The sequence below is a fragment of the Daejeonella sp. genome (genome assembly GCF_037719425.1).
Lineage (GTDB): Bacteria > Bacteroidota > Bacteroidia > Sphingobacteriales > Sphingobacteriaceae > Daejeonella.
Genome location: NZ_JBBJNI010000113.1, coordinates 1 through 14,155, shown reverse-complemented (window position 1 = coordinate 14,155; position 14,155 = coordinate 1). Strand labels below are relative to the sequence as shown.

The 14,155-nt window shown below is 42.2% G+C and carries 13 protein-coding genes and 1 pseudogene; 3 read left to right on the top strand and 11 right to left on the bottom strand.

The features are described from left to right. The 5 genes and pseudogenes from WKF69_RS14125 to WKF69_RS14105 all read right to left on the bottom strand — a co-directional run. A pseudogene (locus WKF69_RS14125) lies at window positions 1-306 on the bottom strand (hypothetical protein); the annotation flags it as partial. 44 nt (window positions 307-350) lie between these two features. Further along, a complete protein-coding gene (locus WKF69_RS14120; RefSeq protein WP_340382720.1) occupies window positions 351-914 on the bottom strand; it encodes an RNA polymerase sigma factor in 564 nt (187 codons plus the stop codon). Window positions 915-1,328: 414 nt separating this feature from the next. Next, window positions 1,329-1,862 carry an ATP-binding protein gene (locus WKF69_RS14115; RefSeq protein WP_340382719.1) on the bottom strand — a complete coding sequence of 178 codons (534 nt, stop codon included), beginning with the start codon at window positions 1,860-1,862 and terminating at the stop codon, window positions 1,329-1,331. After that, window positions 1,855-2,484: a nicotinamide riboside transporter PnuC gene (gene pnuC / locus WKF69_RS14110; RefSeq protein ID WP_340382718.1), complete on the bottom strand. Its 630-nt coding sequence runs from the start codon at window positions 2,482-2,484 to the stop codon at window positions 1,855-1,857. Before pnuC ends, WKF69_RS14115 begins: the two co-directional genes overlap by 8 nt. An 83-nt stretch (window positions 2,485-2,567) precedes the next feature. Continuing rightward, the gene (locus WKF69_RS14105) at window positions 2,568-3,098 is read right to left on the bottom strand and encodes a hypothetical protein (RefSeq protein ID WP_340382717.1); all 531 of its coding nucleotides are present in this window, start codon (window positions 3,096-3,098) and stop codon (window positions 2,568-2,570) included. Between the two features lie 289 nt (window positions 3,099-3,387). Between WKF69_RS14105 and carB the strand changes: the two genes are divergently transcribed. Then, entirely contained in the window at window positions 3,388-6,204 is a 2,817-nt protein-coding gene (gene carB / locus WKF69_RS14100; RefSeq protein ID WP_340382716.1) for a carbamoyl-phosphate synthase large subunit, read from the top strand. Window positions 6,205-6,385: 181 nt separating this feature from the next. Here the strand turns inward: carB and WKF69_RS14095 are convergent, their stop codons facing one another. From WKF69_RS14095 to WKF69_RS14075, 5 genes are all read right to left on the bottom strand, one after another. Continuing rightward, window positions 6,386-6,874, bottom strand: a complete 489-nt coding sequence (locus WKF69_RS14095) for a DUF4920 domain-containing protein (RefSeq protein ID WP_340382715.1) — start codon at window positions 6,872-6,874, stop codon at window positions 6,386-6,388. An 85-nt stretch (window positions 6,875-6,959) separates the two neighbouring features. Further along, on the bottom strand, window positions 6,960-8,387 hold the full coding sequence (gene radA, locus WKF69_RS14090) for a DNA repair protein RadA (protein WP_340382714.1): 1,428 nt from the start codon (window positions 8,385-8,387) through the stop codon (window positions 6,960-6,962). 92 nt (window positions 8,388-8,479) lie between these two features. After that, entirely contained in the window at window positions 8,480-10,030 is a 1,551-nt protein-coding gene (locus tag WKF69_RS14085; RefSeq protein WP_340382713.1) for an Rne/Rng family ribonuclease, read from the bottom strand. Window positions 10,031-10,309: 279 nt separating this feature from the next. Next, window positions 10,310-11,155 carry a tetratricopeptide repeat protein gene (locus WKF69_RS14080; RefSeq protein ID WP_340382712.1) on the bottom strand — a complete coding sequence of 282 codons (846 nt, stop codon included), beginning with the start codon at window positions 11,153-11,155 and terminating at the stop codon, window positions 10,310-10,312. A gap of 15 nt (window positions 11,156-11,170) precedes the next feature. After that, window positions 11,171-11,455, bottom strand: coding sequence for an HU family DNA-binding protein (locus WKF69_RS14075; protein WP_079702858.1), 285 nt, complete (start codon window positions 11,453-11,455; stop codon window positions 11,171-11,173). A 170-nt stretch (window positions 11,456-11,625) separates the two neighbouring features. Between WKF69_RS14075 and mutY the strand changes: the two genes are divergently transcribed. Both mutY and ssb read left to right on the top strand, forming a co-directional pair. Then, on the top strand, window positions 11,626-12,684 hold the full coding sequence (mutY, locus tag WKF69_RS14070) for an A/G-specific adenine glycosylase (RefSeq protein WP_340382711.1): 1,059 nt from the start codon (window positions 11,626-11,628) through the stop codon (window positions 12,682-12,684). 19 nt (window positions 12,685-12,703) lie between these two features. Beyond that, complete coding sequence (gene ssb, locus WKF69_RS14065) at window positions 12,704-13,147, top strand: single-stranded DNA-binding protein (RefSeq protein ID WP_340382710.1); 444 nt, start codon at window positions 12,704-12,706, stop codon at window positions 13,145-13,147. Between the two features lie 262 nt (window positions 13,148-13,409). On the opposite strand, the gene WKF69_RS14060 is transcribed toward ssb, so the two are convergent. Beyond that, window positions 13,410-14,155 (bottom strand): amidohydrolase (locus tag WKF69_RS14060; protein WP_340382709.1); only part of this gene is annotated, 746 nt, incomplete at its 5' end.

Here is a 14,155-nt window from a genome sequence, read left to right as displayed (position 1 = left end):
AATTAAGCTGGCATAATGAACTTGCTGTTTAGCCAACTGCGGATCAATATTGCTCAGATCGGCAGATTCCCTCTTCTGGTATTGGTATCCCCACAAACCAACACCTAAAACAACAATTATTGTTGCAGCTATTTTCAGCAAAAAGCTCAAACGCACCACTTTCTCTTTCTTACTACCAGCCGATGAAGAACTGACTCGTTTCTCATCCAGTTGCTGCTCTATCTTATTCCATAGATCTGCTGGCGGGTCGAACTGGTCAAATTCCTTTTTGTTATCCCTGATAAAATTTTCTAATCTATCTTTCATCTTGGTCTCTCCCTACCTCTCACATGAGAGGAACTGTTTATTTATTAATTATAGCTTATTCCCCTTGTCCTCAATATTTCCGCAAGTTTTCTTCTTGCCCTCATAAACTGTGTTCTGGAGGTATTCTCACTGATCCGCAAAATGTGCGAGATCTCTTCATGATCATACCCTTCTAACAGGTACAGCGTCAGTACTACACGATACCCATCCGGAAGCTGTTGGATAGCCGCTCGTACCTGCCGCACCTGCAATTCCATTTCTTCGTTATCAGGCATTTCCGAATCGGGGATGTCTTCCACATCTGCGTCATCAATTGATATCAGCTCCATTCTGCGTTTGCGAAGCTGACTGATCGATTTGTTGATCACTATCTGTTTCATCCACAACCCGAAAGTTGTTTCCTGCCTGAAATCTCCAATGCGTCCGAATGCGTCTATAAACGCTTCCTGCAAAACATCTGCCGCCTCATCTTCATTGTTTACTATACGCATAGCAATATTAAACATGGCCCGTGAATAGAGCTTGTATAAATCATTATGTGCCTTCCTACTACCGTTCCTGCACTCGACTACAAGGTCGTAGTGCTGATCTACGTAAACAGCTTCCAAATTTTTACGCTTTTCTTTTCTAAGAGACGCAGGTAATTTTCCTGCGTTGCACGGGGGTGAACAAAATATTTAATTGGTGGGTTTCGCATGTTTTGAGGTATGAGGTATGAGGTATGAGGGCAACGAGACAACAAGATAATGTTTTACATGTGGAATTTATTTCTTTTTGGGGTTGCGCCGAAGAGGCGCCGGGCTCTACGCTGTAGTTTTTGCCCGGAAATTCTGATTTAACTCAGAGAATTTCTGGTGGGCAAAAAAGCTGCCGCTGCGATCCCTAACCCGACTAAACGCTGTGTCAGCATAGTCGACTTAAAGAACATGGTCTATCAATATCCATCACCCTTATCGCGACCTTATAAATATAGTAAGTAAACAACAAGGGTATAATAGGGGTATACCTGGGAGCGGACAAGGTTACTGGTAAAGAAACCCGTTGATCTCTCCAATAGCGTTCTTCAGTCTTTCATGTTCCGAACCGGAAATCAGATGATAAGTCGCATCCAAAGCTTTTAACTCTTTATGCCATACCTCCATAAAGTGTTCGCGCATGTGGGGGAAATCGCGAAGCGGGTCCTCCTGCCAGGGAAGATCGATATTCATGAGAAGATAAAGGTCATACGGGTGCTTGGGAAGCTGATCAACTACCTCCTGGGGCGACTCGCCAAACATGTGGTCGCTCCAGATCTTAACGGTAATGAACGTGGTGTCACAGATCAGGATCTTATTGGCTTTGGGAAGATATTGCTTCTCCAGCTCCAGCTGCCCTCTGAACATATTGATCTCATCCTCCCATGTGCAGGGATTTGTTAAGGCAGCACAGTATTCCCTTGCATACTCAGGAACCCATACAGTGTCGTAATGGTCGGCCAGCTGTGCGGAAATAGTGGATTTACCTGTAGATTCAGGCCCGACAATGGCTATTTTCTTTACAGAACTACCTTCACTCATGGTTTGGCTGCAGAGATTTGGTGAGCCGGTATTCCTTTCGCCATTCAATATATCCTACGGCTGCTATGAAAATGTACAAAGCATACATCCCAGCAGTAAGGTGGAGATCTTTTGCGATGTAAACACCCACATAAATTATGTCCACGAAGATCCAAATCAGCCAGTTCTCCATAACTTTTCGGGCAAGAAATATCTGAGCTACCAGGCTGCAGGCCGTACAAAAACTGTCGATAAAAGGAAATGATGCGTCTGTCCTCTTATAAAGAAAAAAACCCAGTCCGGCAGTAAAGACAATTATGCCAAGTACAGAAAGGATAATTTCCTTAGAGGTAATTGAAGAAACAGGGGTTTTATTATTTTCATCCTTACGACTCCAGAAATACCAGCCGTAAAAATTCATGATCAGGAAATATACCTGCAAACCCATATCTGCATAAAGCCGGGCATCCCAAAAAATGAAAATATAGATGATTACGCTGACGATAGCGAACGGCCAGTTCAATATCTTATTCTTTGCAGCAAGATAAACACACAGAATTCCAGTTATAACACCGGCTGTTTCAAGAAGGTTCTGATTTTTAAACCAATCGGAAATAGTCTCTGCAAGAGTAAGAAGGATCATTGATCAAATATAAGATTGCTACACTACGTTCGCAATGACAATAGTAGTGTCATTGCGAGGAGGAACGACGAAGCAACCTAATCCTACCTATTCGTATTCGGCGCAACGCTAAAACCTAAGCTCGTTTTTAAACTCACATCGGCAGTGAGCGCACTTCTCAATATATATTCCATTCTCACCCTGACAGTGGACCCTTTTATGTAATCGTCTAGTAATCTGGAATTATCAATATCGAGCATAATGCTATTCCCAACGGAAGTCCCGATATCATTTCTTGAGGCAACCATTACTTCTGAAGAGCTGTCACCACGCGAGATATACATCCTGATGGATTTAAAAACACCCATATTCTGCCCTGATGGATTCGTCGCATCTATTCTTGCAGATGCTATTCTTACATCTTTAACGGCGTCGGTATTTGAACCTTGTCCGGTAAATATCTGATCAAAACTGCTGGCCTGGCTGGTTGCTGATAATGTTGTATTAGTGTTGCTTGAGGCCGGGACGAGCAATGTTGCTGTATAAGGGAATGATGAGCGAACGATAGATTGTACCGCGGCGCATCCTGTCATAATTGAAGCTATGACTACGAATAATAATAGTGATCTTTTCATTTGATTAAAATAATTTGGGTTAACCGGTACAAATTACGTTCCAATATATTAGTAACAAAGAGCCAGGATTAAAGAGTAAGGATCGATACACTCCTAATCGCTTCTTGGCTCTTTGAACTTTAGTCCTTGTTCCGTTTTCTATTATGCTGCTCGATTTTTTTCCAAATTACCCCAATAAATCTATAATTATATATAACTTTGCATCCCGACAAAACAGCCGGGATTTTTGTTTCAGAAAGCATAGTAATCTCGTTTTGCAGAGTCACTTACAAGCACCCAAACTCGCACTATGCCATTAGATACCTCCATCCATTCAGTCCTAATCATCGGTTCCGGACCAATTATTATAGGTCAAGCCTGTGAATTCGATTATGCCGGTTCGCAAGCTGCACTTTCACTAAAAGACGAAGGAATTAAAGTTTCCATTATCAACTCTAACCCTGCCACAATCATGACAGATAAGGTTATTGCTGACCATGTTTATCTTTTGCCCTTAACTTGCGAGAGTATTGAACAGATCCTCATTGAGCAAAAAATTGATGCTGTGTTGCCGACTATGGGTGGACAAACAGCATTAAATCTGTGTATTGAGGCGGAGGAAAGAGGAATTTGGGAAAAATATAATGTACGCATTGTTGGGGTAGATACAGCCGCAATTGAGAAGACGGAGAATCGCGAAGAATTCAGGAAACTGATGGTAGAGATAGGTGTGGGCGTTGCGAAATCAAAAATCGCTAACTCTTTTCTTGAAGGTAAGGAAGCTGCTCAGGAAATCGGATACCCTTTGGTTATCCGCCCATCATACACGCTTGGCGGCTCAGGCGGAGGATTTGTACACAAAAAAGAGGATTTTGACCAGGCGTTAAGCCGTGGATTACAGGCATCTCCAACTCACGAAGTACTGGTTGAAAAAGCAGTTTTAGGGTGGAAAGAATTTGAGCTTGAGCTCCTTCGTGATGGAAACGATAATGTGATCATCATCTGCTCGATCGAGAATTTTGATCCGATGGGAATCCATACAGGTGATTCTATCACTGTTGCTCCGGCAATGACCCTGAGTGACAGATGTTACCAGGATATGAGAAACCAGGCCATCCGAATGATGCGAGCCATCGGAAATTTTGCCGGCGGCTGTAACGTACAGTTCTCTGTTGATCCCGCCACCGAAAATATTATTGCAATTGAAATAAATCCAAGGGTTTCACGCTCATCAGCACTAGCTTCCAAAGCAACAGGTTACCCGATCGCTAAGATCGCAGCTAAACTTGCTGTGGGATATAACCTGGATGAAATTGAAAATCAGATCACCAAAACCACCTCAGCTTACTTTGAGCCGACACTTGATTATGTCATTGTAAAGGTTCCAAGATGGAACTTTGATAAGTTCAAAGGAGCTAATACACAGCTGGGCCTCCAGATGAAATCTGTGGGCGAGGTTATGGCTATCGGACGCACATTCATAGAGGCTCTTCAGAAAGCATGTCAGAGTTTGGAAACAAACCGACTGGGGCTTGGTGCTGATGGCCGTCAAAGCCGCAATCTGGAAGAGATCATGCACAGTTTGGAACATCCGAGCTGGGACAGGCTTTTCCACATTAAGGATGCAATGAGCCTTGGCGTTCCGTTGGAGTCCATTCGTAAGATTACCCATATTGATAAATGGTTCCTGACTCAGATCCTGGAACTGGTTACTCTGGAAGCTGAATTAAAACGTTACTCACTCAATAATATACCAACAGATTTCTTCACCAACCTGAAACAAAAGGGATATGCCGATGCGCAGATTGCATGGCTTTTGAGTAATGTAACAGAGGACGAAGTCTATAATCGCCGCCAGGAATTAGGTATTCGGCGCGTCTACAAAATGGTAGATACTTGTGCGGCCGAATTTCCAGCAAAAACTCCTTATTACTATTCGACTTTTGAGGATGAAAATGAATCAATCGTAAGCGACAAGAAGAAAATAATTGTGCTAGGTTCGGGCCCGAATCGTATCGGTCAGGGAATAGAGTTCGATTACTCCTGTGTTCACGGCTTACTCGCTGCCAAGGAATCAGGTTACGAAGCCATCATGATCAACTGTAACCCTGAGACTGTTTCCACCGATTTTAACATGGCCGATAAGCTTTATTTCGAGCCTGTATTCTGGGAGCATGTGAGAGAGATTGTTGAGCTTGAAAAACCTGAGGGAGTAATTGTACAGCTGGGAGGCCAAACTGCCTTAAAGATGGCACAAAAGCTTCATGAAAACGGAATCAAGATCATCGGAACATCATATGACAATATGGATATTGCCGAAGATCGCGGACGTTTCTCTGATCTTCTTAAGGAAATGAATATTCCTTACCCGCTGTATGGCGTTGCAGAAAGTGCAGAAGAAGCACTGGAAGTTGCACATAAAGTAGGTTACCCGGTATTGGTTCGCCCCAGTTACGTGCTTGGCGGACAAGGAATGAGCATTGTGATCAACGATGAAGACCTAGAAAAAGCGGTTGTCAAATTGTTGAAAAATTTACCTGGCAATCGTGTTCTGATTGACCACTTCCTGGATCGTGCAGAAGAAACTGAATCAGATTCGATCTGTGATGGCGATGAGGTTCATATCATTGGATTGATGGAACATATTGAGCCTGCAGGAATCCATTCCGGAGATTCATTCGCAGTATTGCCTCCGTTCAGCTTACCGGATAGTGTTATAAACGACATGACCGAGTACAGCAAGAGGATTGCCAGAGCCTTAAATGTTCGCGGTTTGTTAAATATCCAGTTCGCTGTTAAGGATAATAAAGTTTATGTGATTGAAGCAAATCCAAGGGCTTCGCGGACGGTTCCTTTCATAGCAAAGGCATATGATGTTCCTTACATTAATATCGCCGCTAAGATCATGTTAGGTGTCAACAAGCTGAAAGATTTTACCATTGAGAGAAAACTTAAGGGTTATGCCATAAAAGAACCTGTTTTCTCTTTTGATAAATTTCCTGAAGTTGAAAAACAGTTAGGCCCGGAAATGAAATCAACCGGAGAATCCATCAGATTTATTAAAGATTTAGAAGATCCATACTTCAGACATCTGTACAAAGAGAAATCGATGTACTTGTCGAAATAGGAACGAGTATCAAGTATCAAGAGCCAAGTATCAAGAATCAAGACTTTGACGAGCACTATCGAATAATAAAAAGGTTGCAAAGGATTATAATCTTTGCAACCTTTTTTTATTCGGACTAAAGCATGGCTACCTGCTGCAAACCTACCCGGCCATGTCTTGATTCTTGGCTCTTGATTCTTATCTAATTCATCACGGCTACACCCTTTGCTTCAAAAGCAATCTCCATCTTCGGACTAACAATTGCGGCAATCTCCGCATCGCTTTTCCCGCCGTCTTTTGCATAATGCTGAAGCTGTTTTACTGACGTGGTGTCTAAATAAGCATAACCATCCACAACAACTTCTTTGCCTGCAAGATCTTTTGGAACAAAGAATTTATAATCCTTAAACGTTATACGCATTTGGTCACCATTTCCTAATTTCATCACCATCCAGCAGCCCTTCTTCTGGCAAACTTCTTCCACTTTGCCTCTGATCTTGAGATCCTTTTTCTCCTCGCCTTTCATAGCTGTACTAACAGCAGCAATCTCTATTACATTATTATCCAATACTGAATCACCATAAACTGCAGCAGTCTTAAAGTTTTCCGTAGAGTGCAATTCAGTCTTCGGCTTTGAATTACAAGCAGTCAAAATCGCCAGGGCAAAAACAGGAAGTAGAATCCTTTTCATATCTATAATTTGTTTGTGCAAAATTGATAAAAATTATTGTGATTACGTTAAGTAATTGAATATGTGCACCAAATCCGAGCCCCCTTCACCCAAACAAAGAATTGAACACTTCTTCTACTTTCGCTACAGTGGTGATTTCAATTTTATACTTCTTCCAATTTTGATCATCCTGAATCTTTTTGCCAGCGGGCAAATTATACTTGGAAATATATATCTTTTCGAAGCCGAGCTTTTCCGCTTCCGCGATACGTTGTTCAATCCGGTTAACCGCTCTTATCTCACCCGACAATCCAACTTCTGCAGCAAAACAAATTTTAGAATCTACTGGCATATCTTCATGTGAAGAAATTATCGCAACAACAACAGCAAGATCAATAGCAGGATCCTCAACTCTTAATCCTCCGGCTATATTCAGAAAAACATCCTGGGTGCTTAGCTTGAATCCGCATCTTTTCTCAAGCACTGCAAGCAGCATATTCATCCTCTTGGTATCAAAGCCCGTAGCAGACCGCTGGGGAGTTCCATATGCGGAAACGCTCACCAACGCCTGGGTTTCTATTAACATTGGCCTGAGGCCCTCTAAAATAACGGAAATGGTTATCCCACTCAAAGGCTCATCCCTCTGAGAAAGAAGGATTTCCGAAGGATTCGAAACCTCTCTCAAACCACTGCCAAGCATCTCATAAATCCCCAATTCAGATGCCGAACCAAAACGGTTTTTAACTGCTCTCAATATCCGGTAAACGTGATGCCTGTCACCCTCAAACTGTAACACGGTATCGACCATATGTTCAAGCATCTTGGGCCCGGCAATCATACCGTCCTTCGTAATGTGCCCAATCAGGAATACGGGTGTGCCGCTTTCCTTGGCAAAACGTAAAAGTTCAGCGGTACATTCCCGTACTTGCGAAACACTACCTGGCGTAGATTCGATATGTGCTGAATGCAGTGTCTGAATCGAATCAACAACTACGATATCAGGCTCAAGAATTTCGATCTGTTTAAAAATATTCTGAGTTGAGGTTTCAGTGAGGATATATGTGTCAGCAACTCCGGGGATTTTCCTGCCATCTTTAGCGGGAACGTTGGTAAGCCTTTCGGCGCGCATTTTTATCTGTTGCTCGCTTTCCTCGCCCGAGATATATAAAACTTTTAAACCAGGGAGGTTCAGTGCAACCTGAAGCATCAAAGTGGATTTTCCGATTCCTGGTTCGCCGCCAATAAGCACCATTGATCCGCTAACAATCCCGCCACCCAGAACTCTATTCAATTCTTTATCAGGTGTTATCAACCTGTTTTCCTCAGAATAAACAATATCATAAATTGCTGCAGGTTTGTTTGAACGCTGGGTGCTGGTAGAACCGCTCTTCCAATCGGGAACAGCTACATTTCCTTTTTCGATTATCTCTTCAACAAAAGTATTCCATTGGCTGCATGACGGACATTTGCCAAGCCACTTGGCTGACTCATGTCCGCAGCTCTGGCAGAAATAGGCGGTGCGGGTTTTAGCCATTGGTTAAATTAGTAAATGTGAAAATTAGCAAATTAGTAAATGTCCAGACCTGAATATTCGTGGGCACATTTACTAATTATCGCATTTGCTAATTATAATTTAATCTCTTCCTCTTTGGAGTTAAGAAAATGGAACTCTGTTAAGTAATACGATGGTGATTGCTTAACGGTTATCCATTTATTGTACTTGAAGAACCATTTCCACTGACGTGAAAACAATCCCTTTTTGATGTAAGCTTCAATGTAAGGATGAACACAAAGAGTAACATTCTTCTCATTCTGTTCATTAAGAATGTAATTCAGGTTATTCTCCATGTCGTCCATGAGGATGATGCTCGCCTTAATCTCACCTGTTCCATCACAAGCCGGGCATTTCTCATTTGTAACGATATTCATTTCAGGCCTTACGCGCTGGCGTGTAAGCTGCACCAATCCAAATTTGCTTGGAGGCAGAATTGTATGCTTAGCGCGATCCAGGAGCATCTGCTCTTTTAAATAATCGAAAAGCTCTTTCCTGTTCTGAGGCTTGTGCATATCGATAAAATCGATAACCACAATTCCTCCCATATCCCGAAGACGCAGTTGGCGAGCGATCTCCTTCGCGGCTTCCATATTGATCATCAGGGCGTTTTGGTCCTGATTCTCAGTGTTGGCTGTCCGGTTTCCGCTGTTCACGTCAATAACGTGAAGCGCTTCTGTATGCTCAATTACAAGGTAAGCTCCTCCGGGAAGATTAACAGTACGGCCAAATGCAGCTTTGATCTGTTTTTCTATTCCGAAATGCTCAAATATTGGTTCCTTACCACGATAGTGTTTAACAATTTTATCCATCTCAGGAGAGATCTCATGAACGTAACTTCTTATCTCTTCGTAAAGCGAAGGATCCTGGATATGAATGTTTGTAAAGTCTGCGTTTAGGATGTCTCTCAGGATTGTCGACGTACGGCCCATTTCGCCAAGAATCTTCTTCGATGGTTCAGTATGAGGAAGTCTTTTTGAGAATTTTTCCCATTTTTCGATAAGATCCAGCAGATCTTTTTGAAGTTCTGCAACCCCTTTTCCTTCAGATACCGTGCGAATGATCACACCAAAATTCTTCGGCTTAATGCTTTCGACGATCTTTTTAAGACGGTTACGTTCTGTATTGCTCTTTATCTTTTTCGAAATCGAAATTACATCCGAAAAAGGTACAAGAACAGAGAAGCGGCCTGCTATGGAGATGTCAGAGCTTAAGCGTGGACCTTTAGTTGAGATCGGCTCTTTGGCAATCTGGACCGGAAGCAACATGTTCCGGTTTAATATTTCTGAAATTTTGCCCGACTTATTAATGTCGGCTTCCAGTCTGAAACTATTAAGCAGTTTATCTCTATAACTGCCATTCTTTACGATCTTGGTTAGCTTTAAAAGCGACTGGACCTGTGGCCCAAGGTCAAGATAATGCAGAAAAGCATCCTTTTCATAACCTACGTCTACAAATGCAGCATTTAGTCCGGGCATGATCTTCTTGATCTTGCCCATATATATGTCGCCAACAGCATAATTGTTGTTGACCTGCTCTGTATTAAGTTCTACAAGTTGCTTGTCCTGCAGTAAAGCAATAGTAACCCCACTAGGGACTGAATTGATAATTAATTCCTTTACCAATAGCTACTGTTTAAGATGCCGCGATCGCGGCATACGTTTATACAAGGACTAAATTGAAAACAAACAGAAAACAGACAACCTCCAGTGCCTGAAGCGCGGAGGTTAGCCGTTTACTTTAGTCGTGAATAATCATTTGAGTTTAAGCTCAGATAATTAACCAGACTATTTTTTCTTATGTCTGTTTTTTCTTAAACGCTTTTTGCGTTTGTGGGTAGCCATTTTATGTCTTTTTCTTTTCTTACCGCTTGGCATAATGTTTTTTTTAAAATGTTTTATAATTTAATTACTTAATTCGTTCACTTTTCGATCAACAAACTGGCTCATGTATGGGTCAGCCGCAATCTCTTTAGTTTTTAAATACGCACCGATTGCATCGGGTTTCTTTCCCATGTTCTCATAGCTTGAAGCAAGGTAAAACCATGCCTCTGCGCTTGGTGCAAGCGATATAACCGTTTTGAAACGTTCTACCGCTTTTTCATACTGGCCGGACTTCATCGAGAATAAACCCAGATTAAGATTAGCCTTTAAATTTTTCGGGTCGTTTTTTACAACGTCCAGTAGCAGCTGGATCCCCTGCATCGGATTTGGTGTTACGCTAACGTATGCAATCCCTAAACCGGTTTTAACTTCAGGTGTATTAGGCTGAAGTTTATCGGCTTGTTGGTAGGCATAAATCGCTTTCTGCACAAGTGCCGGCTGCATTAGTGTATCCGTAGTTTGTTGATAGGCGTCGGTAAATTTGTCGCCAGCTTTTAACCATGGGCTAAACCCAGGCTCCTTTTGAGCAACAAGCTCATAATAAAAAGCCGCAGGAGCTGCATGATTAAGATCATCCCATTTCTGAGCTAATTGTTTTTGCAGATCAACCATCTCGCTTTCGGAAGCACTTTTAAGAGCAGCCTCCAGATCAATAACCTGCTTATTAAGGTTTGCCGTAAGACTCTGTTTAGAAACGTCAGAAACTTCTTCTAAACTGAAAGTCTTTGCTGCTGGTGCAGCTGCACTGGTTGAAGCCGCCTCAGCGCCTGCTTTTGGTTTAACAAGCCCTTGAATATCCATAGAAAGCATAAGGCCCATCAACACAACTGCTGAACCTACTACTACTACTTGCTTCCTGTTTAACATTACTGGGATTAAAAATTATTTGTTGCCGCTTTTCACTTTCTCAACAAATACCTTGGCAGGCTTGAAACTTGGAACAAAGTGTTCCGGGATTATAATTGCAGTGTTTTTTGAAATATTACGTGCAGTTTTCTTAGCTCGCTTTTTAACAACAAAGCTTCCAAACCCTCTCACATATACGTTCTCTCCACTTACCATAGAATTTTTTACCACCTTGAAAAACGCTTCTACCGCTTCCTGTACATCTACTTTTTCAATTCCTGTTTTATTAGCGATTTCTGTAATGATTTCTGCCTTGGTCATGTCTGTATTCTTTATAAATTTATCGTAAAAACTTAACTGTTTTGGGGTTGCAAAAGTATTGGTTTAAATTGAATTTGGGAAATAAATCTGCTTTTTTTTAAACCAAGTAGCTATAAAACAAATAGTAAGATACTTTTGCAAGCGTAAAATTGTTAATACTTCGCTAACATATGGATTTTGCCCAGATAATTATTGATTGGTATCAGCACCATAAACGGGATCTTCCATGGAGGCATACCTCTGACCCATACGTTATTTGGCTGTCCGAGATCATCATGCAACAGACGCGTGTAGAACAGGGCACACCTTATTTTAACCGCTTTGCTGAGAAGTACCCAACGGTGTCGGATTTCGCAACGGCTGAGGAAGATGATATCCTAAAACTCTGGCAAGGATTAGGCTATTACTCCCGTGGCCGAAACATGCACCATACCGCCCAAATGGTCATGGAGGAGCATGGCGGATATTTTCCTAAGGATTATGATTCGCTTTTAAAACTTAAGGGAATCGGAGAATATACCGCTGCCGCAATCTCATCATTTTCTTCCAATGAGGCCAGGGCAGTTGTAGATGGAAATGTTTTCAGGCTGCTTGCCAGATATTTCGGGATTGATACTCCTATCAATTCCGGAAAGGGAAAAAAGCTCTTTACAGAGCTCGCTAATCAGCTTATCGATAAAAATCAGGCAGGCACGTATAATCAGGCAGCAATGGAATTTGGCTCTTTGGTTTGCAGGCCGAAAAATCCTGCCTGCCCGCGATGCCCTCTTCTACCCGGCTGTGAAGCTTTCCGTACCCAACGGATTAATGTGCTTCCCGTTAAGATCAAAACTCAAAAAGTCCGGGAGCGATATTTCAATTATATCATTGCTATCAACGACAAGGGAATCCTAATGAATAAAAGAGGCCCGAACGACATCTGGGAAAATCTATACGAACTGCCGCTTTTTGAAACACAACAGCCAACCGATCCCGGCAGTTTGATCGTTCAGGAAGAGTTCGTAAAAGCATTTGGTAATCAGGTTCATATAAAATCTATTTCCGGTCCGGTTAAACACATTTTGAGCCACCAGAAGCTCTATGCTACTTTTATCGAAATAGAAAATTATTCAGAACAATTTGCCCTTCCGAATGGTTGGATGTATGTGAAAATGCAAGACCTTGAAGGCCTGGCACAACCAAAACTAATTTTTCATTTCTTCAAGAATTTCTTTAAATTGAAAGATTGAATACTAACCAAAGAAGAATATGTCGGGTGTAAACAAAGTTATTCTGGTCGGACATCTGGGCAAAGATCCTGAGGTCCGTCATCTGGAAGGGAATGTAAGCGTTGCCAGTTTTCCATTGGCAACCTCCGAAACATACAACAAGGATGGAAGAAAAATTGAGCAGACCGAGTGGCATAACATTGTTATGTGGAGGGGGCTCGCCGATGTTGCGTCCAAATATCTTCAAAAAGGTAAGCTCGTTTATATTGAAGGAAAATTACGCACCCGATCTTTTGAGGATAAAGAAGGTCATAAAAAATATACGACCGAGATAGTTGCTGAAAACTTTACAATGCTTGGCCGTAAAAGTGACTTTGATAATGGCCATACAGAAAATACTCATACTACTCCAGCTAAACCTGAAGAGGATCAGTCGATGGATTATAACCGGCCCGCGAATGCAGAAGATGATCTGCCGTTTTAGAAGCGAGCTAAGGGATCCTAGAAGTCAACCTCTCCGCACATTTTAAACATCTCACTTGCCAAACCATCGAAAAAGCCCTTACAAGTCATCCCGGGCAAAAAAGGATATGTCAGCGAGGGTTCTTGTAGGGTTCTTGTTCGGCGATTCTTCGATCAAATGCCATTTTGATCGAAGGATCGGCCTTGTAAGTGATACTCAGAAGTTTTAATAAACGCTTCTAATACGCCCGGATTTGGTTACCGATATAATTTATTTGCGTTACTTATTTCTTCGTCATTTCCATATAATCAACCGTCAAACCAGTCAAAGCTTTCACGCCAAGCTTGAATGCACTTTCATCGATAAAGAAATCGGGAGTATGGTGTGATGGCGCGGTTTTCGGATCTTTTCCTTTCGGCATCCCGCCAAGGAAGAAAAATAAACCAGGTACTTTTTCCTGGAAAAATGAAAAATCTTCAGCTCCTGTTACTGCCGGGATAACCTTTACATTGTCTGCGCCGGCAATTCTATGAAGAGAGGGAATCATTTTTTCAGTAAGCGAGAGATCATTGAATGTTACAGGATAACGCGAACTGTAGGGCAGTTTGATCTCTGCGACCGCGCCATTCGCTTCAGCGGTGTGCATAACGATCTGCCTGATCCTTTCCTCTATTAACTTGCCGTCCGACGCGCTTAAATACCTCATTGTACCCAACATTTCTGCTTGTTCCGGGATAATATTTGATCTGACGCCGGCGTGAATCGATCCGATAGTAACTACTCCAGCATTTTCCGTAACGTTCAGGTTCCTGCTTACAATTGTCTGAAGGTTATTTACAATCTGAGCAGATACTACAATGGGATCAATAGATGCCCAGGGAGATGCGCCGTGTGCTTGACGGCCTTTTATAGTGATCTTCATATCGTTTACACCAGCCATCATGCCACCGGGCTTATACGCTATCTGACCGACTTCTGTCTGCGCCCAAATATGTAATCCAAATACGACATCAACCTTCGGGTTTTTCA

Bases quoted from the DNA above. Each gene is read 5' to 3' on its own strand.
- WKF69_RS14115 (WP_340382719.1), bottom strand. From the start codon at position 1,862: ATGAGTGAAGGTAGTTCTGTAAAGAAAATAGCCATTGTCGGGCCTGAA.
- pnuC (WP_340382718.1), bottom strand. From the start codon at position 2,484: ATGATCCTTCTTACTCTTGCAGAGACTATTTCCGATTGGTTTAAAAAT.
- WKF69_RS14105 (WP_340382717.1), bottom strand. From the start codon at position 3,098: ATGAAAAGATCACTATTATTATTCGTAGTCATAGCTTCAATTATGACA.
- carB (WP_340382716.1), top strand. From the start codon at position 3,388: ATGCCATTAGATACCTCCATCCATTCAGTCCTAATCATCGGTTCCGGA.
- WKF69_RS14095 (WP_340382715.1), bottom strand. From the start codon at position 6,874: ATGAAAAGGATTCTACTTCCTGTTTTTGCCCTGGCGATTTTGACTGCT.
- radA (WP_340382714.1), bottom strand. From the start codon at position 8,387: ATGGCTAAAACCCGCACCGCCTATTTCTGCCAGAGCTGCGGACATGAG.
- WKF69_RS14080 (WP_340382712.1), bottom strand. From the start codon at position 11,155: ATGTTAAACAGGAAGCAAGTAGTAGTAGTAGGTTCAGCAGTTGTGTTG.
- WKF69_RS14075 (WP_079702858.1), bottom strand. From the start codon at position 11,455: ATGACCAAGGCAGAAATCATTACAGAAATCGCTAATAAAACAGGAATT.
- mutY (WP_340382711.1), top strand. From the start codon at position 11,626: ATGGATTTTGCCCAGATAATTATTGATTGGTATCAGCACCATAAACGG.
- ssb (WP_340382710.1), top strand. From the start codon at position 12,704: ATGTCGGGTGTAAACAAAGTTATTCTGGTCGGACATCTGGGCAAAGAT.